At 65.3% G+C, this 19,900-nt stretch carries 21 protein-coding genes; 6 read left to right on the forward strand and 15 right to left on the reverse strand.

What is annotated here, in order from left to right; genetic code table 11:
• Positions 1 to 98 precede the first annotated feature (98 nt).
• Positions 99 to 527: a MerR family transcriptional regulator gene (locus NLM25_RS25970; protein WP_254120211.1), complete on the forward strand. Its 429-nt coding sequence runs from the start codon at positions 99 to 101 to the stop codon at positions 525 to 527.
• Positions 466 to 882, forward strand: a complete 417-nt coding sequence (locus NLM25_RS25975; protein ID WP_254124406.1) for a carboxymuconolactone decarboxylase family protein — start codon at positions 466 to 468, stop codon at positions 880 to 882. The genes NLM25_RS25970 and NLM25_RS25975 overlap by 62 nt, the downstream gene beginning before the upstream one ends.
• Before the next feature lie 108 nt (positions 883 to 990).
• Here NLM25_RS25975 and NLM25_RS25980 read toward each other — a convergent pair whose 3' ends face one another.
• The 13 genes from NLM25_RS25980 to NLM25_RS26040 all read right to left on the reverse strand — a co-directional run bounded on the left by NLM25_RS25980 (position 991) and on the right by NLM25_RS26040 (position 12,432).
• Positions 991 to 3,111: a sodium-translocating pyrophosphatase gene (locus tag NLM25_RS25980; RefSeq protein WP_254120212.1), complete on the reverse strand. Its 2,121-nt coding sequence runs from the start codon at positions 3,109 to 3,111 to the stop codon at positions 991 to 993.
• A gap of 285 nt (positions 3,112 to 3,396) precedes the next feature.
• Positions 3,397 to 4,044 (reverse strand): hypothetical protein, encoded by a 648-nt coding sequence (locus NLM25_RS25985; RefSeq protein WP_254120213.1) that lies wholly within the window; start codon positions 4,042 to 4,044, stop codon positions 3,397 to 3,399.
• An 87-nt stretch (positions 4,045 to 4,131) separates the two neighbouring features.
• A complete protein-coding gene (gene thiL, locus NLM25_RS25990) occupies positions 4,132 to 5,130 on the reverse strand; it encodes a thiamine-phosphate kinase (RefSeq protein WP_254138883.1) in 999 nt (332 codons plus the stop codon).
• Positions 5,131 to 5,305: 175 nt separating this feature from the next.
• Positions 5,306 to 5,806: a transcription antitermination factor NusB gene (gene nusB / locus NLM25_RS25995; RefSeq protein ID WP_254120215.1), complete on the reverse strand. Its 501-nt coding sequence runs from the start codon at positions 5,804 to 5,806 to the stop codon at positions 5,306 to 5,308.
• A gap of 3 nt (positions 5,807 to 5,809) precedes the next feature.
• Entirely contained in the window at positions 5,810 to 6,301 is a 492-nt protein-coding gene (ribH, locus tag NLM25_RS26000) for a 6,7-dimethyl-8-ribityllumazine synthase (protein ID WP_254120216.1), read from the reverse strand.
• 90 nt (positions 6,302 to 6,391) lie between these two features.
• Positions 6,392 to 7,000, reverse strand: a complete 609-nt coding sequence (locus NLM25_RS26005; protein ID WP_254138884.1) for a riboflavin synthase — start codon at positions 6,998 to 7,000, stop codon at positions 6,392 to 6,394.
• A complete protein-coding gene (gene ribD, locus NLM25_RS26010) occupies positions 7,000 to 8,148 on the reverse strand; it encodes a bifunctional diaminohydroxyphosphoribosylaminopyrimidine deaminase/5-amino-6-(5-phosphoribosylamino)uracil reductase RibD (RefSeq protein WP_254138885.1) in 1,149 nt (382 codons plus the stop codon). The genes NLM25_RS26005 and ribD overlap by 1 nt, the downstream gene beginning before the upstream one ends.
• On the reverse strand, positions 8,145 to 8,627 hold the full coding sequence (nrdR, locus tag NLM25_RS26015; protein ID WP_007603426.1) for a transcriptional regulator NrdR: 483 nt from the start codon (positions 8,625 to 8,627) through the stop codon (positions 8,145 to 8,147). The genes ribD and nrdR overlap by 4 nt, the downstream gene beginning before the upstream one ends.
• A gap of 16 nt (positions 8,628 to 8,643) precedes the next feature.
• On the reverse strand, positions 8,644 to 9,942 hold the full coding sequence (glyA, locus tag NLM25_RS26020) for a serine hydroxymethyltransferase (protein ID WP_254120219.1): 1,299 nt from the start codon (positions 9,940 to 9,942) through the stop codon (positions 8,644 to 8,646).
• 265 nt (positions 9,943 to 10,207) lie between these two features.
• Positions 10,208 to 10,429, reverse strand: a complete 222-nt coding sequence (locus NLM25_RS26025) for a hypothetical protein (RefSeq protein WP_254120220.1) — start codon at positions 10,427 to 10,429, stop codon at positions 10,208 to 10,210.
• A gap of 37 nt (positions 10,430 to 10,466) precedes the next feature.
• Complete coding sequence (locus NLM25_RS26030) at positions 10,467 to 10,703, reverse strand: hypothetical protein (protein WP_254120221.1); 237 nt, start codon at positions 10,701 to 10,703, stop codon at positions 10,467 to 10,469.
• Between the two features lie 199 nt (positions 10,704 to 10,902).
• On the reverse strand, positions 10,903 to 11,421 hold the full coding sequence (gene ldtR, locus NLM25_RS26035) for a transcriptional regulator LdtR (protein WP_011087797.1): 519 nt from the start codon (positions 11,419 to 11,421) through the stop codon (positions 10,903 to 10,905).
• A 507-nt stretch (positions 11,422 to 11,928) separates the two neighbouring features.
• Positions 11,929 to 12,432, reverse strand: coding sequence for a DUF6163 family protein (locus NLM25_RS26040; RefSeq protein WP_254138886.1), 504 nt, complete (start codon positions 12,430 to 12,432; stop codon positions 11,929 to 11,931).
• Between the two features lie 123 nt (positions 12,433 to 12,555).
• On the opposite strand from NLM25_RS26040, the gene hemB reads away from it, so the two are divergent.
• The 3 genes from hemB (at position 12,556) to NLM25_RS26055 (ending at position 15,439) form a co-directional block, all read left to right on the forward strand.
• Entirely contained in the window at positions 12,556 to 13,614 is a 1,059-nt protein-coding gene (hemB, locus tag NLM25_RS26045) for a porphobilinogen synthase (protein WP_254141266.1), read from the forward strand.
• Positions 13,615 to 13,954: 340 nt separating this feature from the next.
• Positions 13,955 to 14,497 (forward strand): RDD family protein, encoded by a 543-nt coding sequence (locus tag NLM25_RS26050; protein ID WP_254138887.1) that lies wholly within the window; start codon positions 13,955 to 13,957, stop codon positions 14,495 to 14,497.
• A 165-nt stretch (positions 14,498 to 14,662) separates the two neighbouring features.
• Positions 14,663 to 15,439: an arginyltransferase gene (locus NLM25_RS26055; RefSeq protein ID WP_254138888.1), complete on the forward strand. Its 777-nt coding sequence runs from the start codon at positions 14,663 to 14,665 to the stop codon at positions 15,437 to 15,439.
• A gap of 122 nt (positions 15,440 to 15,561) precedes the next feature.
• Here NLM25_RS26055 and NLM25_RS26060 read toward each other — a convergent pair whose 3' ends face one another.
• Complete coding sequence (locus NLM25_RS26060) at positions 15,562 to 16,914, reverse strand: Nramp family divalent metal transporter (RefSeq protein ID WP_254138889.1); 1,353 nt, start codon at positions 16,912 to 16,914, stop codon at positions 15,562 to 15,564.
• A gap of 167 nt (positions 16,915 to 17,081) precedes the next feature.
• On the opposite strand from NLM25_RS26060, the gene NLM25_RS26065 reads away from it, so the two are divergent.
• Positions 17,082 to 18,326, forward strand: coding sequence for an MFS transporter (locus NLM25_RS26065; RefSeq protein ID WP_254138890.1), 1,245 nt, complete (start codon positions 17,082 to 17,084; stop codon positions 18,324 to 18,326).
• A 154-nt stretch (positions 18,327 to 18,480) separates the two neighbouring features.
• On the opposite strand, the gene NLM25_RS26070 is transcribed toward NLM25_RS26065, so the two are convergent.
• Positions 18,481 to 19,734 carry an adenylate/guanylate cyclase domain-containing protein gene (locus NLM25_RS26070; protein WP_254138891.1) on the reverse strand — a complete coding sequence of 418 codons (1,254 nt, stop codon included), beginning with the start codon at positions 19,732 to 19,734 and terminating at the stop codon, positions 18,481 to 18,483.
• Positions 19,735 to 19,900 lie beyond the last annotated feature (166 nt).

The following is a 19,900-nucleotide window of genomic DNA, read 5'->3' on the forward strand; positions in this document are numbered from 1 at the left end:
GCCAACGGCGCGACGCTCGTACAGTCTGGGCCAGAATGTCTCTTGACTTAGAGCGCACTCGAACTCGTAGTTTCCGTGCGTCGTGATGAGAGACAGGCATGAAGATCGGCGAACTCGCGAAGCGTTCCGGACTGACGGCCCACACGATCCGCTACTACGAGCGGATCGGGCTGTTGCCTTACGCTGACCGGGATCGATCCAGCCGACGTGACTACGACGCCTCGATCCTTGCATGGATCGAGTTTCTCGGCCGCCTGAAGACAACCGGCATGCCGATCCGGGACATGCTGCTTTACGCGGAACTCCGGGATCGAGGCAGCGGCACCGAGGCCGAGCGGCGCGCGCTGCTGGAGCGGCACCGTGAAAGCGTGCGTGCCCACGTCGACGAACTGAATGCCTGTCTTCTCGTCCTCGACACCAAGATCGGCGGTTATGCCGAAACGGAACAGAGGATGAAGTATTATGATGCAACACTTCCCGAACGCCGGCGAAAGCCGGTTGGAGCGCGGTCGCCGCGCGCTCGCTGAGATCGACGGAGAGGCCGGCCATAAGGTCGTGGCGGCGCTTGATGACATCGCCCCAGACTTTGCCACCTATGTCTTCGAGTTTCCATTCGGTGACATCTACTCGCGGCCCGGGCTCGACATCCGGTCGCGCGAAATCGCAACGATCGCAGCGCTCGCGGCCATGGGGAACGCCACACCTCAGCTCAAGGTGCATATCGAGGCTGGCCTGAATGTCGGGCTCGGCCGAGAGGAGATTGTCGAGATCCTCATACAGATGGCCGTCTATGCCGGCTTCCCGGCTGCCCTCAACGGCCTGTTCGCAGCGAAGGAAGTATTTGCGCAAAGAGCCGAGGACGGATCGGAGCCGAAAGCCTGAAGCTCGACCGTCGAACCCTGTTTTGCCGTGCGGCCGGACTGCGCTGCCCCTGACAAGAAGCCCCGCGGCTCGCGCCGCGGGGTTTTGTCTTGGGGTCGTCGAGGCCGCTCAGTGCGCCAGGATCGCCAGCAACAGCAACGCCACGATGTTGGTGATCTTGATCATCGGGTTCACCGCCGGTCCCGCCGTATCCTTGTAGGGATCGCCGACGGTGTCGCCGGTCACCGCCGACTTGTGGGCGTCAGAGCCCTTGCCGCCAAAGTGACCGTCCTCGATGTACTTCTTCGCGTTGTCCCAGGCGCCGCCGCCCGAGGTCATCGAGATCGCGACGAACAGGCCGGTCACGATCACGCCGAGCAGCATCGCGCCGACCGCCGAGAACGCCGCCGACTTGCCCGCCGCGCCGCCGCCCGCGATCGCGTAGATCAGGAAGTAGACGACGATCGGCGACAGGACCGGGAGCAGCGAGGGGATGATCATCTCCTTGATCGCCGCACGGGTGAGCAGGTCGACCGCCTTGCCGTAGTCCGGCTTGTCGGTGCCCTGCATGATGCCCGGCTTCTCGCGGAACTGGCGCCGCACCTCCTCGACGATCGCGCTGGCCGCACGGCCCACGGCCGTCATGCCCATCGCGCCGAACAAATACGGCAGCAGGCCGCCGAACAACAGGCCAACCACCACATACGGGTTGTTGAGCGAGAAGTCCGGATTGACGCCGGCGAAGTAGGTGTGGCGCGCAGAGTCCGCAACGAAGAACTTGAGGTCCTGGTTGTAGGCTGCGAACAGCACCAGCGCGCCGAGACCGGCGGAGCCGATCGCGTAGCCCTTGGTCACCGCCTTGGTGGTGTTGCCGACCGCGTCGAGCGCGTCGGTCGACTTGCGCACCTCCTTCGGCAGGCCCGCCATCTCGGCGATGCCGCCGGCGTTGTCGGTGACCGGGCCGAAGGCGTCGAGCGCGACGACCATGCCGGCCAGCGCCAGCATGGTGGCGGTCGCGATCGCGATGCCGAACAGGCCGGCCAGGCTGTAGGTGACCAGGATGCCGGCGATGATGACGATCGCGGGCAGCGCGGTCGCTTCCATCGAGACGGCGAGACCCTGGATCACGTTGGTGCCGTGACCGGTCACCGAGGCCTGCGCGATCGACTTCACCGGACGATAGTCCGTGCCGGTGTAGTACTCGGTGATCCAGATGATCAGCGCGGTGACGATGAGGCCGACCACGCCGCATTCGAACAGCGCCATGCCGGTATAGTCGACGCCGTCGAGCTTGCCGAAGCCGATCAGGGAGTAGATCACCCCGGCGATGCCGACCAGCGACAGGATGCCGGTTGCGATCAGGCCCTTGTAGAGCGCGCCCATGATCGACTGGCTCGGCCCGAGCTTCACGAAGAACGTGCCGATGATCGAGGTGATGATGCAGATGCCGCCGATGGCGAGCGGCAGCGTCATCATGTTGGCGAGGATCGGCGTCTTGGCGAAGAAGATCGCCGCGAGCACCATGGTGGCGACCGCGGTCACCGCATAGGTCTCGAACAGGTCGGCGGCCATGCCGGCGCAGTCGCCGACGTTGTCACCGACGTTGTCGGCGATGGTGGCCGGGTTGCGTGGGTCGTCCTCGGGGATGCCGGCCTCGACCTTGCCGACAAGGTCGCCGCCGACGTCCGCACCCTTGGTGAAGATGCCGCCGCCGAGACGGGCGAAGATCGAGATCAGCGAGGCACCGAAGCCGAGCGCCACCATGGCGTCGACCACGGTTCGGCTGTCGGGTGCGAGCTTCAGCGAATGGACCAGGAAGCCGAAATAGAGCGTCACGCCGAGCAGCGCGAGACCCGCTACCAGCATGCCGGTGATCGCGCCCGCCTTGAAGGCGAGCTCGAGGCCGCCGGCCAGCGACGTGGTCGCAGCCTGGGCGGTGCGCACATTGGCCCGAACCGAGACGTTCATGCCGATGAAACCGGCCGCCCCCGACAGGATGGCACCGATGGCGAAACCGATCGCAACATAGAGCCCGAGGAAATAGGCAAGCAGCACGAAGATGACGATGCCGACGATGCCGATCGTGGTGTACTGGCGCCGGAGATACGCCTGTGCGCCTTCACGCACCGCTCCCGCGATCTCCTGCATGCGCGGTGACCCCGCATCCGCACTCAACACCGAAGACGTCGCCCAAATCGCGTAGACGACGGAAAGCACTCCGCAGAGCACTATCAACCATAATGCTGTCATGTGATTTTTGCCTCAGATCCTTGATGTACGTACCCCCGGCGCCTTTTGTTTTTCCGTCATGCGGTGCGGCGCCCTTATGTTGAACAGGGCCGCCCCTCGCGCGAAGGTGTGGCCCTGCTCGGTCACAAGCTTGCCAAAATCAAATTGAGGGTGCAACGCCGGATAAGGCCGAAAAAGCCGATCTCGGCAGGTAATTAGACCTAATCCTGAGCGCTTGGCCGCCGGCTTGGTGCCGCGCCGGGAGACGACCTCCGAACCGGGCGCGGCTTGGTGCCGCGGCCACGCCTAGGCCGCCGACCTCACGGGATGACGGGATGTCGAGGCCATTTCCAAGGTCTGCCCGTCCGCTGTCATGCGCCGGCTGAAGATCTTGACGTCGTAGACGCTGCCATTGGGGCCAGCCTCCAGCGTCACCGAAATAACCTGCTCGGGCTTGAGGACGCCGAGCGGCACATCCTGATCGGGCAGGATGAGCGTCGCCTGCTCATTGACCAACACCACCACAAGATGGCCTTTCGTCATGTTGGTCTTCGACAACAAGCGCAACTGGCCGTGATAAGGCTCCCGGGTCCATGCCGATGGTTGGCCGGGATCGACCACGGCATGAATGTTGTTGGTTCCAGGGTGCAAGGTCAGCACCATCTTCGACTGATCGGGCTTCCATTGCATCGACATCGACGGCATGGTTTTCCAGAGACAATTGAACGCCGCGCACTCACTGGGCAGGCTGTCGTGGATCGTGCAGCCCCGGCCGGGCTTGCAATGCGAGCACCATTTGCCGGCGGCCTTGCCGAGCTCGACCACGTTGTAAACCTTGCAACAGAGCGTGCAGCTTCCGCACTCCCTGCCTGGAACAGTCTGCGTGTTGCTCACACTCGAAACGGCCGCCGTCATCGAATCGCATCCATTGGCTGCTTTCGCATCAATGGACATCGATACATCCGCTTGCTTTCGCCGAGGTTGCGGCAAGCGGCGGCCGGAAAGACCGGCGGATAGATCGGGTTCGAGGCGGACCTGAATTCAGAAGTGGCTGTAGGACAGGCGCGTCAAGGCCAGTTCCTGGCCCTGCCCGTCCAGAAAGCGCGGCCGCTCATGGCCTGCGACGATCGTGCCGATCGCCGTGACGGCCACGCCTGCCGCCTGACCTGCGGCAATCAGCGCATCGCTCTGTGCTGGCGGCACGGTGCACAGCACCTCGTAGTCGTCGCCCCCGGCGAGCAGCGTCTCAACGCAAACGACGTTGCCCGCGATCAGGCCGGCCGCAGCAGCCGAGAGCGGCACGTTCGCGACGTCGATCGTGCCCGAGACGCCGGACGCTGCACAGAGTTTCGTCAGGTCGCCGGCGAGCCCGTCGGAGACATCCATCGCGGCCGACGCATGGTCACGCACGGCCTGCGCCAGCACATTGCGCGGCTGCGGGACGCGATAGCGCGAGACCAGCATCTCCTTTGCTTCCTGCTCGGACGCGAGCGCCCCGGCCACCGCGCCGCCCGTGAGCACGTCGAGGCCGAGCGCGGCATCGCCGATCGTTCCGGTCACCAGGATGCGGTCGCCCGGCCGCGCGCCGGTCCGGCCGACCATCCGTCCCTTCGGCACGCGGCCGAAGGCGGTGATCGAGATCATCTGCGGCCCCGGCGTCGACACCGTGTCGCCGCCGAGCAGCGGGCACGCGAAGGTTTTTGCGTCCTCGCCAAGCGCATCAGCGAACGGCCTGAGCCAGGCATCCTCCTTGCTGCGCAGCGCCAGCGTCAGCACGAAGCCGGCCGGCGTTGCGCCCTTCGCGGCGAGATCGGACAGGTTCACCCGCAGCGCTTTTCGCGCGATCGTGTCGGGCGGGTCGGTGGCAAGATAATGCACGCCCTCGACGACGGCGTCGGTGGTGACGACGATGTCGTCGCCGGATGCGGACAGAACTGCGGCATCGTCGACCAGCCCGAACGCGCCGGGGTCAGTCGCCAGCGGCTTGAAATAGCGCGCGATGAGGGAGTCTTCGGCGGAGGGGTTGTGCGGGTTTGCCATCAACGCCAGCCTCACCCCTCGCCGTCATCGCCCGGCTTGACCGGGCGATCCAGTATTCCAGAGACAGTCGTTTGAAATCGATAGGTCGCGGCGTACTGGATGCCCCGCCTTCGCGGGGCATGACAGGGGAGCGTGGGGCAGCCGCGTTGCATCACTTCACCGCCCTCGCGAATGTCTACCCTCGCCCGAACTCGTCGCCACGAAACTGGCGGCCGATCTGGTCGAGCACTGCGTTGACCATGCCGGTCTCCTCGCGATCGACGAAGGCGTTGGCGACGTCGACATATTCGGACACGACGACGCGGCCCGGCACGTCCTTGCGATGCTGGAGCTCGTAGGCCCCTGCCCGCAGCACAGCGCGCAGGATGGCCTCGATGCGCTTCAGCGGCCAGCCCGTCGACAGCGCCTCGTCGATCAGGGGATCCAGCTTCTTCTGGTCGCGCACGACGCCGGAGACGACGTCGCGGAAGAACGCGGCTTCCGCCGGCAAATAGGTGTCGCCCTCGACCTCGTTGCCGAGCCAGTGGCTTTCGAACTCCGCAAAAATGTCGTTGATGCCGGCGCCGGCGATGTCCATCTGGTACAGCGCCTGGACGGCCGCGAGCCGCGCCGCGCCGCGCCGGTTCGCCTTCTTCTCCGGAGCGCCCGCCGCCGGTTTTTTGTTGTTGTCGGCCATCGCTCAGGCCCGCGCCAGGCGGCGTTTGATGCGCAGCATGGCAAGCGCCGCGCGCGCGGCATCGCCGCCCTTGTTGAGCTCGCTGGCGCGCGCCCGCGCCCAGGCCTGGTCCTCATTGTTGACGGTGAGGATGCCGTTGCCGAGCGGCAGCTTCCGCGCCACCGCGAGATCCATCAGCGCGCGCGAGGATTCCTGCGAGACGATCTCGAAATGGATGGTGTCGCCGCGGATCACGCAGCCGAGCGCGATCACCGCGTCATAGGGCTTGCCGTTTGCCGCAGCCGCGTCGATCGCGATGGCGATCGCCGCCGGGATTTCCAGCGCGCCGGGAACCGTGATGACGTCATGCGTCAGACCGGCCGCCTTCAGCTCGGTCACCGCGCCGTCCAGAAGCGCATCCTGGAGATCGTCATAGAACCGCGCCTCGACAATCAGCGCGCGTGCGCCGGAAATGTCGGTCTGGTCCTTCAGGGGTGCGCGTCGCGCGTCTGCCATCGTCAAAATCCGTTCTACAGAGGTCGGCGCGTTATGTAGTCGCCGCAGGCTGGTAAGCCAAGTTTTAAACTGTCGTTCCGGCCTCGCCGGTCACTTCATTTCCGTCAGCCGCGCTGCGTAGCGGGCCATCAGGTCGACCTCGATATTGACCTCGGCACCCGCCTTCCAGCCGCCGATCGTCGTGACCGTCAGCGTGTGCGGGATGATCAAGACCGAAAAGATCACGTCCTTCACCGTATTGACCGTCAGCGAGACGCCGTCGAGCGTGATCGAGCCCTTGGTGGCGATGAATCGCGCGAGCTCCCGCGTGGTCGAGAGCTCGAACCGCGCCATATCAGGCAGATCCTCGCGGCTGACCAGGGTCGCAATGCCGTCGGCGTGGCCGGCGACGATATGGCCGCCGAGCTCGTCGCCGATCTTCAGCGCACGCTCGAGATTGAGCCTGGTCCCGACCTTCCAGTGCCTTGCCGTCGTCAACGCCAGCGTCTCGGCGGCGGCATCGACGTCGAACCAGGTTCTGCCGGCTTCGACGCCGGAAGCGACCACCGTCAGGCAGACGCCGTTGCAGGCGATCGAGGCGCCGTCGGCGATCGTGGTCTGATCGTAGCGGCAGGCGATGCGCAACCGATGCAACTGGCCCTGCGCCGTTGGCGTGAAGCCGACGATCTCGCCGATATCGGTGACAATGCCAGTGAACATTACGAGCGCTCGTAGATGGTGAGAGTATCCCTGTCGAATGTCTCGCTAGCATGAACCTTATAGGCCTGCGACTGCGTGATTTTCGACAGGGGCAATGCATCGAGCGCATCGACGCCGCCGGGGCCGACCTCTTCCGCGCCGCGGAACAGCCAGATCTCGTCGGCGAGGTCGGCCGCGATGAAGGACGCCGCAACGCGGCTGCCGCCTTCGACCAGCAGCCGTGAGATGCCCCTCTCGGCCAGCGTGTGCAGCACGGCCGAAAGATCGAACCCGGAAGCGCTTCCTGGCGGTATGCGGATGATCTGAATGCCGGCCGCCCCGAGCCGCGTGGCGGCCGCGGCTTCCGCAAGCTCGGAGCCGATCACCCAGAGCGGCGTCTCCCGCGCGGAACGACCAAGCTGGCTCGCGGCCGGAATACGCAGATTCTGGTCGAGCACGACGCGTACGGGAAAACGTGCTTCCATGCCCGGCAGGCGACAGTTGAGCTGCGGATCATCCGCCAGCACCGTGCCGATGCCGACCAGGATGGCGTCGCTCTGTGCGCGGAGCAAATGCACGCGGTTGCGCACAGCCTCGCCCGTGATCGCAAGCGGCTTGCCGCCAGCCGCACCGATCTTGCCGTCAGGCGAGACCGCGAGCTTCAGGATCACATGCGGGCGCTTGTCACGGATGCGGCGAAAATGCCCGGCGTGGTCGAACGCGGCCTCCGCCGCGCACAGACCCACATCCACCGTGATGCCGGCGGCGCGCAAGCGCGCATGACCTTGGCCCGCGACTTCAGGATTGGGATCCTCGATCGCCGCAACCACCCGCGTGATGCCGGCGGCGATCACCGCGTCTGCGCAAGGCGGCGACTTGCCGAAATGCGAGCATGGCTCAAGCGTGACGTAGAGCGTGGCGCCGCGCGCGGCCTCGCCTGCGCGCCGCAGCGCTTCGGGCTCGCCATGCGGCCGCCCGCCTGGCTGCGTCCAGCCGCGGCCGACGATGACCCCGTCTTTCACGATGACCGCGCCGACGGCGGGATTGGGCCAGGTGCGCCCCTGTCCGCGCCGGCCGAGCGCCAGCGCAAGCTGCATGAAGCGGCGATCGGCGTCTTTGGACTCGCGGGCCTTCTGCGCGAACTGATCCTCCAGGATCCGGAAGATCATTTGCGGATCGCGGCGAGCCGCGCTTCCTCCTCACCGGAGAGCTCGCCGAGCACGTCGGCGAAATCCTTGGCCTCGCGGAAATTGCGGTAGACGGAGGCGAAGCGCACATAGGCGACGTCGTCGAGCGTGCGCAGATGCTCCATCACGGTCTCGCCGATCACCTCGGAGGAGATCTCGGCCTCGCCGCCGGTCTCGAGCTCGCGGACGATGGTGGAGACCATCTTCTCGACCCGCTCCGGCTCGACCTGCCGCTTGCGCAAGCTGATCGACACCGACCGCATCAGCTTGTCGCGGTCGAACGGCACGCGGCGGCCGTTGCGCTTGATCACCGTGAGCTCGCGCAGCTGCACGCGCTCGAAGGTGGTGAAGCGGAAATTGCAGGCGACGCACACGCGCCGCCTGCGGATGACGGAAGAATCCTCGGTCGGACGCGAGTCCTTTACCTGCGTATCGAGACTGTTGCAGTTCGGGCAGCGCATCCGTTTACCCTAGACCTTACTGATAGATCGGGAACCGGTCAGTGAGCGCCTTGACCCGTTCCTTGATCGCGGCTTCGACGAGCGGCGCCTTGCCGTCATCGGATTGCGCGATCGCGTTCAGGACCTCGGCGATCATGCCGCCGACCTGCTGGAATTCGGCGACGCCGAAGCCGCGGGTCGTCGCAGCGGGCGTGCCGAGACGCAGGCCCGAGGTGACGAACGGCTTTTCGGGGTCGAACGGAATGCCGTTCTTGTTGCAGGTGATGGCAGCGCGGACCAGCGCCTTCTCCGAGACGTTGCCCTTCAGGCCCTTCGGCCGGAGGTCGACGAGCATCAGATGGTTATCGGTACCGCCGGAGACAATATCGAAGCCGTGGCTCTTCATCGCCTCCGCCAGCGCCTTGGCGTTCTCGACGACGTTCTTCGCATAGACCTTGAAGTCCGGACGCAGCGCCTCGCCGAAGGCGACCGCCTTCGCCGCGATCACATGCATCAAGGGACCGCCCTGCAGGCCCGGGAAGATCGCCGAGTTGAGCTTCTTGGCGAGCGCCTCGTCGTTGGAGAGGATCAGGCCGCCGCGCGGACCGCGCAGCGATTTGTGCGTCGTGGTGGTGGTGACGTGCGCATACGGCACGGGCGAGGCATGCACGCCGCCGGCGACGAGGCCCGCGAAGTGCGCCATGTCGACCAGGAGGTACGCACCGACGCTGTCAGCGATCTCGCGGAAGCGCTTGAAGTCCCAGGCGCGCGAATAGGCCGAGCCGCCGGCGACGATCAGCTTCGGCTTGACCTCTTCGGCCTGCTTGGCGACCGCGTCCATGTCGATGATCTGGTCCTCGCGGCGCACCGTGTAGTGCGCGGCCTTGAACCATTTGCCGCTCATGTTGACGGGCGAGCCGTGGGTGAGATGGCCGCCGGCCGCGAGGTCGAGACCCATGAAGGTGTCGCCGGGCTGGAGCAGCGCCAGGAACACCGCCTGGTTCATCTGGCTGCCAGAGTTCGGCTGCACGTTGGCAAAGCCGGCACCGAACAGCTTCTTGGCGCGATCGATCGCGAGGTTCTCGGCAACGTCGACCCACTCACAACCGCCGTAGTAGCGCGCGCCCGGATAGCCTTCCGCGTATTTGTTGGTCATCACCGAACCCTGCGCTTCCAGCACGGCCCGGCTGACGATGTTCTCGGAGGCGATCAGCTCGACCTCATGGCGCTGGCGGCCGAGTTCGCCCTTGATGGCGGCGGCGATTTCCGGGTCGGCCTGCTCGAGCGAGGCGGTGAAAAACGAATCGGGCGCGGAGGCGGTTTTGGCTGACGTCATCTTGCGAATATCTCCACCGCCGCAGCCTTTTGGCGGGCTACGGGCGGTCTGGTGTGGCGATCGGAAGCGGCGAGCGCGATCTACCACATCGCCCGCCCCCGGCCAAGTATTTGCGGGTCGGGCCTGATATTTATGCAAGATATGGTGGGGGACCGGAGGATCCGGGGGGCTGGACGGCTCCCTGGAACCGTCCGCCCCGATCAGTCCTGAAGGGTCCGATATGGACCTTAAAATCCGTGCGGGCGCCGGCCGATCAGGCCCTCCCCTACAGCCCGGTATACCCCGCCTTCACCGGGTCGACGCTGCCGTCGAGCTGGCGCAGATAGGTCAGTCCGCACACCGTCAACCTGTGGGTGTCCTTCTCGCCGGCTTCCATCAACGTGTTGAGGTAATTCGTCACCTTCATGCGCGCCTCCTCGCTCGCCGCAGCGGTGCGGTTGGCGAGCAGGTCATAGGTCTGCATGATGCGGTCGATGGCAGCTTCCATGGCACCCTCTGCTTCTCTGGAAATTTGGGAGTTCTGATCAGGCAACCGCTCTGGCCTCGGACTGCGCCTCGAACCTGGCGATGGCCTTGTTGGCCAGCCTGATCTTGTTGAATTCGCCGTGCTGGATCAGCTTGATGATGATCTCGAGCAGGCTCTCGTTGGTGACGAGCGTGTCGGGGATCGCACCGGAGCGGCGGAGATAATTCGCGGCGATGGCGTAGGCATCGCTCACGAGTTCGACGTTCATTGCCTGAAGCCCGCGCTCGACCAGCATCGCATCCTCCGATCCGGAGAAGTAACTGCGATGCGGGGAACTGGTTCCGAAGGCCGGGTAATTATTTCGCAGTCGCGAAGACGACAAAACGCACCGGTCCGGGCAAGGCCGGGCCGGCGCGCTTGGGGAAGTTAGGCACGTTCGGGAGGCTTGCCGGTCTTGTTGTGGGCCGGCTTGGCCAAGTCCCGTCGAAAAGAACTCAGAGACGATACAGGATCTGGTCGGTCCAGAACCGCTCGAGGCGATGCAGCGACTTGTTGAGGGTCGAGAATTCCTCGCCCGAGATGCCGCCGACCTGCTCCACCGTCTTGACGTGCTTCTGGTAGAGGGAGTCGACGATGCGACGGACTTCCTGGCCCTGCGGCGTCAGGCGGATGCGCACCGAGCGGCGATCAACGCGCGAGCGCTGATGATCGAGGAAGCCGAGCTCGACGAGCTTCTTCAGATTGTAGGAGACGTTGGAGCCGAGATAATAACCGCGCGTGCGCAGTTCGCCCGCGGTCAGCTCCTTGTCGCCGATGTTGTAGAGCAGGAGCGCCTGCACCGAGTTGATGTCCGCACGGCCGCGGCGATCGAATTCATCCTTGATGACGTCGAGGAGCCGGCGATGCAGCCGCTCCACCAGAGTCAAAGCTTCCAGATAGAGCGACTGCACCGAACCCTGCTGGCCGGAGACGCGCTCTGCCGTATCTGCCGCAGTTGCGACGGCTTTCATCATGACACTTCCCCTGTTGTCGTTTTTATCGACACTTATTCGACGAAACTTGTGTCCCGTCTGATAGGTGCAACTTAAGGGGCTCGTTTGAAGATCGGCTTAAATAAGAGAATAAAGAGATCATGAATTTAAGACAGTGAATTGCGGATTAAGCCTGTGCCACAAGCACTTTTCGCAACCGTCTGTTGACTCTCGCAAGGTCCTGTTCACCCTCCGTCCGCACCTGATGTCGCATTCCAGAACAGCCCCGCCCCGTTTCGAAACGGCCGCGTAAGAGCTGTGGCGGAACACGCTGGTTAGTGAAAAGTTACGGCAAATCTTACGCAACCATCGGTCAACCAAGTGCGACACTCTCGTGTCCCGGACAGGCGCAGCGAAGCGCAGAGCCGAGATGTCCCAAAGCGAGATCGCAGCGAAATGGGCCCCGGCCCTGCAACACATCACGCCGCAAGTGTGGCGCGCTGCATGGCGCCCGGGGCACGAGAGTATTCTTGTCAGAGACGAAGTCGCCTACGGCGGCCGTTCGCGCGCGGCCATCCAGGCGAGCGCCAGATACGCAGCGAGCATGAAGGCTTCGACGCCGACGACGATCAGGCTGCCGCCATAGATGCCCGGGAACATCAGCTCGATCACCGCCATCGACACCACGGTCGTCAGCCACACCACCGCGCCCCAGGGCGTCGCCAGCCAGAGGCCGACCGCGGCAACGAGCTCGATCACGGCGAAGTAGACGGTGGCGGCCTGCCAGGCCATCGACTGGTTCTCGAACGCCTCGTCCTCGCCGCCGACGAAGCCGGTGACCTGGGCCCAGTGATAGAGGCCCTTGAGGATCGAGAGCAGCGCCATCACCCGCAGGAACAGCACCAGCCGGCGCGTCCAGACATTGTCGTCGGACTCGGCGCGCTCCGACGAGATCGCCGCCACCGACATCGCATTGTCTCTGGCGTTGTCTCTGGCAGCGTCCCTGGCACTGGCGCCGTCGCGGGCCGCATCGCGGGTGGAGATCTCGGACATGGCCCCCTTCTGGCTGTTTCGCCCCGCAAAATCAATCGCCTGCAATCCCTTGCGGCAAGTCAAGCCGCGGTGGCGGGAACCATGCGAGCTGGTATAAGAATAATTCCAGCCGGAGGAAGAATGATGGCCATCAAATACGGACGTCCGATCGAATTGCGCGAAGTTTCGCGCCGGGATGGCACTGCGGCCTCCCCTGCCCTCGATCTGACCGTCCGCCCGCGCCGCAACCGCAAGGCCGAATGGGCCCGGCGCATGGTGCGCGAGAATGTGCTGACGACGGACGATCTGATTTGGCCGCTGTTCCTGATCGACGGCGACAACAAGCGCGAGCAGATCGCCTCGATGCCGGGCGTCGAGCGCCTCAGCGTCGACCAGGCCGTGCGTGAGGCCGAGCGCGCGATGAAGCTCACCATCCCCTGCCTCGCGCTGTTTCCCTACACCGACCCGTCCCTGCGCGACGAGGAAGGCTCGGAAGCAACCAATCCGAACAATCTGGTCTGCCAGGCGGTGCGCGCGATCAAGAAGGAGTTTCCGGAGATCGGCATCCTCTGCGACGTCGCGCTCGATCCCTTCACCAGCCACGGCCATGACGGCCTGATCTCCGACGGCAAGATCTTGAACGACGAGACGGTCGCGGTGCTGGTGCGTCAGGCGCTGGTGCAGGCCGAAGCCGGCTGCGACATCATCGCGCCCTCCGACATGATGGACGGCCGCGTCGCCGCGATCCGCGAGGGGCTGGACCGTTCAGGCCTGCTCGACGTGCAGATCATGGCCTATGCCGCCAAATACGCCTCCGCCTTCTATGGCCCGTTCCGCGATGCCATCGGCTCGGCCAAGACGCTGACGGGCGACAAGCGAACCTACCAGATGGACAGCGCCAACACCGACGAGGCGCTGCGCGAGGTCGAGCTCGACATCGCCGAGGGCGCCGACATGGTGATGGTGAAGCCCGGCATGCCCTATCTCGACGTGGTGCGCCGCGTGAAGGACACCTTCGCAATGCCGACCTTCGCCTACCAGGTCTCCGGCGAATACGCGATGATCGCAGCCGCCGCGAACAACGGCTGGCTCGACGGCGAGCGCGCGATGATGGAGAGCCTGCTCGCCTTCAAGCGCGCCGGCGCCGATGGCGTGCTCAGCTACTTTGCGCCGAAGGTGGCGGAGAAGCTGCGGGCGCAGTAGGCGTACTGCTTCTCCGGCGTCGTCCCTGCGGACGCAGGGACCCATACCGCGTGATCCATCGATGATGCGCGGTATTTGTCCCGACGAAGAAATCAACTCGCTGTCTTCGCCAAACACCTCCCTGGGGCTATGGATCCCGGATCTGCGCTTCGCTTGTCCGGGACGACAGCGGAGAGTGTGGCTCCTGAGTACGGCCCCTTATCGCCCCGGGATGACGGCGGTAACAGCACCGCCCCCGAATCGCCGGAATATTTCGGCTTGTTGACGCCTGTGCGCCCTTGGCACGGGGATGGCCTGTTCCCATGTCCTGCCTTGAGGGTTTCCTCTGGGAGAACGGACCATGTCGTACGACTCGGGTAGTTCAGGCGTCTGGCGCAATGACGGCGGGGCACAGCCGCACGCCTACGACCCTGACCTGCATCCGGAGCTGTTCCGCGGCGTCGCGACGCGGAGGGCGTTCGCCTTCCTGATCGATCTGGTCATCATCTCGGTGCCGGTGATCCTTGGCTATATCTTCATTTTCGTGTTCGGCGTGGTCACCCTCGGCGTCGGCTTTCTTCTGTTCGGGATCGCCTGGCCGGCTTCCGTGGTCTGGGCCATCGTCTATTACGGCGCCTGCGTCGGCGGCTCCTCGTCCGCGACGATCGGCATGCGCCTGATGGATCTGGAGCTGCGCACCTGGTACGGCGCGCCCGGCTATTTCGTGCTCGGTGCGACCCATGCCGTGCTGTTCTGGGTGACGGTCTCGTTCCTGACGCCCTTCGTGGTGCTGGTCGGCCCGTTCAACGGCCGCCGTCGCCTGCTGCACGATTTCGTGCTGGGAACCGTCGTGATCAACAACTCGGTCCGCGCGCCCGTCCCGCAGGCGGCCAGGACCTGGTGACCAAGGTTCCTGGTGATCAAGGTCCTGGTGATCAAGGTCCTGGTGATCAAGGACCTATCAACCAGGACCGACTAAGCTGACTGATCTGCCCTGCCGAGTAGACCGATTGACCGGGGGCCTTCGTAGCGCGATGCTGATACCCACTTTGGAGGCCCACGACGTCCCTTGACCCAGCACTCGCGCGACACCCCACAATTTTACCTCACGGCGCCATCCCCCTGCCCGTATCTGCCGGGCCGGCATGAGCGCAAGGTGTTCACGCACCTCGTGGGCGAACGCGCAGGCGACCTCAACGACCTCCTGACCCATGGCGGGTTCCGCCGCAGTCAGTCGATCGCCTACCGGCCGGCCTGTGACCAATGCCGTGCCTGCGTCTCGGTCCGGGTCGTGGCCAATGAGTTCCGCGCCTCCCGCAACTTCCGAAAAGTCATCGCGCGCAACGCCGACATCATCGGCGAGCAGCGCAGCGCGGTGCCGACCTCCGAGCAATATTCGGTGTTCCGCGCCTATCTCGACGCCCGCCATCGCCATGGCGGCATGGCCGACATGACCGTGCTCGACTACGCCATGATGGTCGAGGACAGCCATGTCGAGACCCGCATCATCGAGTACCGCAAGCGTGGCCCCGACAGCGGCATCACCGGCCGCGGCGAGGAGCTGATCGCGGTGGCGCTGACCGACGTGCTCAGCGACGGACTGTCGATGGTCTACTCGTTCTTCGAGCCGAGCCAGGTCAGCCGCTCGATGGGCACCTTCATGATCCTGGACCACATCGCCCGCGCCCGCCGGCAAGGCCTGCCCTACGTCTATCTCGGCTACTGGATCGAGGGCTCGAAGAAGATGGACTACAAGGCCCGCTTCCTGCCGCAGCAGCGCCTTGCGCCGTCAGGCTGGCTGCGCATCGATGCGCAAGGCGATGCGGCGTCCGAGCCGCAGGATTAGCTCACACCGTCATGCCCCGCGAAGGCGGGGCATCCAGTACGCCGCGGCTTCTCGGCTCAATCACAACTATCTCTGGAATACTGGATCGCCCGGCTAAACCGGGCGATGACAGCGGTGTGCGGTCACCCGAACAGCGTATCCACGAGCAGCTTCACGTTCAAAATCACGATGATGCCGGCGACGATCCACGCCACCGCGGCGACGGACGTGGGTATCGCGAACTTGCCCATCTTGCGGCGGTCCGAGACGAAGCGCACCAGCGGGATGACCGCGAAGGGCAGCTGCATCGACAGCACGACCTGGCTGAAGACCAGCAGATCCGCTGTGCCACGCTCGCCATAGATCGCGGTGACGACGATCACCGGAATGATCGCGATGCCGCGCGTGAGCAGGCGGCGCGCCCAGCTCGGCAGGCGCAGGTCGAGAAAGCCTTCCATCACGATCTGGCCGGCGAGCGTTGCCGTCACGGTCGAGTTGAGGCCGGAGGCAAGCAGTGCCACTGCGAACAGCGTCGATGCGATGCCGAGACCCAGCAAGGGCGAGAGCAGCTCGAAGGCCTGGCCGATCTCGGCGACATCCGAATGGCCGCTGTTGTGGAACGTTGCCGCGGCGACGATGAGGATCGCGGCGTTGATGAACAGCGCCAGCATCAGGGCGATGGTCGAGTCCGTCGTCGCCCATTTGATCGCCTCACGGCGGCCGGTGTCGTTGCGCTCATAGGCACGCGTCTGCACGATCGAGGAGTGCAGATAGAGATTATGCGGCATCACGGTCGCGCCGATGATGCCGATCGCGATGTAGAGCATTTCCGGATTGGTGAAGATCTCGGTCTTCGGCATGAAGCCGCGCAGAACTTCCGCCACCGGCGGCGCGGCGGCCACGACCTGGACCACGAAGCAGACCGCGATCACGACCAGCATCGCGATGACGAACGCTTCGAGGAAGCGAAAGCCGCGGTTCATCAGAAGCAACAGCAGGAACGCATCGAGCGCGGTAAGCAGCGCGCCGCCGATCAGGGGAATGCCGAACAGCAGCTTGAGCGCAATCGCGGTGCCGATGACCTCGGCGAGGTCGCAGGCGATGATCGCCGCCTCGCAGGCGAGCCACAGCATGAAGTTCACCGCGGGCGAATAGGTCGCGCGGCAGGCCTGCGCGAGATCGCGGTCGGTGACGATGCCGAGCCGCGCCGCGAGCGACTGGAGCAGGATCGCCATCAAATTCGAGAGCAGGATGACCGAGAGCAGCGTGTAGCCGAACTTCGACCCGCCAGCGAGGTCGGTCGCCCAGTTGCCGGGGTCCATATAGCCGACCGAGACCAGATAGCCCGGGCCGACAAAGGCAAGTAACCGCCGCCACCATACCCCCGCCGTGGGGATGGCAATGGTGGCGTTCACCTCGGCGAGGCTCTTGGTAGCGGGCGCATCAGCGCGCCAGCCGGCGACATTTGGGGTCAAATCAGGCGATCGAGCATCCATGAGGCGAGAATACCTAAGTCGAGGCTTATTGCAACTCATTTGCAACTGCATCTAGCCGCATGGGTTCCCGGGATGACCGTTGTTCGCCGTCCTGTCGGGAAGCGGGTGGGTTTGGCCGTCCCCGGAGGCGGATATTGGCGCCAGCCCGACTTCGCAGGAAATGAGCCATGTCAAATCCCCCGCGCCTCCCCGACACTTTCAACCGCCTCGCCTGGTCCAACCTCGCAGCCCAGTCGGCCGAGCAGATCGCGCTGGCCGCGGCCCCCATCGTCGCGGTGCTCACGCTGGGCGTTGCGGAAGGCCAGACCGGCCTGCTCCAGACCGCGCTGACCTTGCCCTTCGTCCTGTTCGCCATTCCGGCCGGCCTGCTCGCCGACCGCATCTCGCGCCGCTCGCTGATGGCGGGTGCCGAAGCGCTGCGGGCGGTCGCGCTGGCGGCCATCGTGCTGCTTCTCACGCTCGGCGCACTCAATCTGCCGCTGCTGGCGCTGCTCGGTTTCGCGGCGGTGTGCGGCACCGTCGTCTACAGCGTGGCGGCGCCGGCCCTGGTGCCCTCGCTGGTGAGCGCGGAGCTGTTGCCGTCGGCCAATGCCCGCATCGAGCTCGCCCGCACCATCGCCTTTGCCAGCGGGCCTGCGCTTGGCGGCGCGCTGGTGGGCTGGTGGGGCGCAAGCCCGGCCTTCGGCTTTGCCGCGGCGCTTTCGGCCATCGCCGTCGTGCTGCTCTCCGGCATCTACGAGCCCGCGCGCGCACCGGTGCCTCGGCGCCATCCGTTCCAGGACATCCGCGAGGGCGCAGCCTTCGTGTTCCATCATCCCCTGCTGCGGCCGGTGTTCATCACCCAGTTCATCTTCAACACCGGATGGTTCCTGCAGATCGCGGTGTTCGTACCGTACGCCGTGCGCCATCTCGGCCTCACCGCCGCCGGTGTCGGCACCGTGCTGACGATGTACGGAATCGGCATGGTGATCGGCGCGCTGCTCGCCACCCGCGTGATGAAGCGCATCGCGTTCGGCACCGTGGTCGGCCTCGGCCCGGTCACCGGCTTCGTCGCCGCGGTGGTGATGGCGCTGACGGTGCTGATCCCCTCGCCCTGGCTCGCGGCCCTCAGCTTCTTCCTGCTCGGCGTCGGGCCCATCCTCTGGGTGATCTCGACCACGACCCTGCGCCAGTCCGTGACGCCGCCGCGCCTGCTCGGACGCGTCTCCGCCATCAACATCATGAGCTACGGTGCCCGACCGCTCGGCTCGGCGCTGGGCGCGATCGTCGGCGGCCTCTGGAGTGCGGAGGCGTGCCTGTATCTCGCAGCCGCCGTGTTCGGCGTGCAGGCGCTGGTGATCTGGCTGTCGCCGGCCGTGGCACTGGATCGGCAACCGGCCATGGTGGGGGACGAAGTGCCGGCGCGGTGTTAGCCTGGGATGTCGTCCCCGCGAACGCGGGGACCCATACCCCCAGGGAGAAGTTTGACGACGACTGTCAGTTACACGATGCTCGTTGGGACTAGCACCGTGCGCGTTCGATAGATCACGCGGTATGGGTCCCCGCGTTCGCGGGGACGACAGCCTGCTAACCCGCCAGATACCGCTCGTAGCTCACCGGCTCGCTCGCATCGACCTCCGGATCCAGCGTGTACAGATCCTGTGCACGGCCGATGCCGCGCAGCGCGTAGCGGCCGGTGGAGACGAGGTAGCGGCGGCCGGCGGCATCCAGGCCCTTGTAGAACTCGGACGATGCCAGCAGCTCGCGGTCGACCGAGCGGCTCATCGAGGCGATGCGGCTGACCTCGTTGACGGTCGGGCCGACGACGGTGAAGTCGAGCCGGTCCTCGCTGCCGATGTTGCCGTAAAAGACTTCGCCGACATGCAGGCCGATATAGGCCGACGTGGTGGGACGGCCATCGGCCTCCCGCCGCTTGTTCAGCGCGGCGACGTTCTTGCGGAACACATGCTCGGCGCGCAGCGCAGCGCGCCGCGCATCCGACATGTCCTCGCCCCAGAACATCGCGAGCACGCCATCGCCGATCAGCTTCAGCACGTCGCCGCCGGCATCGTGGATCGCGTCGATCACGGCTTGCGCGTAATCGTTGAGGAACGGGATGATCTCGTCGGGGCCGATGCTCTCGCTGATCCCGGTCGAGCCGCGCAAATCCGAATACCACAGCACGGCGTTGATACGCTCGGTGACGCCGCGCGAGATGCGCCCGCGCAGCACCTGCGCAGAGGCATCGCGGCCGAGATAGACGCGGCCGAGTGTTCGCGCGATGTCGACCTGCTGCGCCGACTTGATGGCGAGCCCCAGCACCGGCACGAGATCGCGCAGGTCTTCGAGCTCGGGTTCGGAGAAACCGCTGTCGCGGCGCGTGGTCCAGCAGGAATAGAGACAGTCCATCAGGCCGAGCGCGCCATTCTCGCCGAAGCGATGCACGAAGGCGAGATAGTGCTTGTGGCCCTTCTCGGCGAGCTCGCCGATCTGGGAAAAATCCATCGACGGCGCGTCGGCGAGATCGATCACCATCTCGTCGTGGCCGTGCTCGAGCATGTGGAAGAACACAGACTGGCGCCAGCTCTTGGCGGCATCGCCCTCGGCGGTCGAGCCGTATTCGAACATGTCGCTCTCGTTGCTGGCGCGGTCGCTCCAGCGGAAGCCGCGGCCCTCATAGATCGGATGGAGCGTGTCGATGACGACGAGCCCGCGCGAGAGTTCCAGCCCCTCGGCGCGGCAGCGCTCGCAGAAGCCGCGGAGCAGTTCGTTTTCGGGCAGGCCCGTGAGCCCCTGGCCGGTCAGCCAGTTCATCAGCGCGAGGCGGGAGGTCAATTGCATGCGCCATTATGGCGTGCATTCGTGACGAGCGAAAGGCGCAAGCCACGCGCGGGCCGTGCGCAAGGCTCCCGTCCCCTGCAGGTCGAATATGTCGCAGCCGCGGTTGACGCATTCGGCGCGCGAGCGGCAAATGACCGCGATGATGACCTTGCCGGCCAGAAACGGA

The sequence above is a fragment of the Bradyrhizobium sp. CCGB01 genome, from assembly GCF_024199795.1.
GTDB lineage: Bacteria > Pseudomonadota > Alphaproteobacteria > Rhizobiales > Xanthobacteraceae > Bradyrhizobium.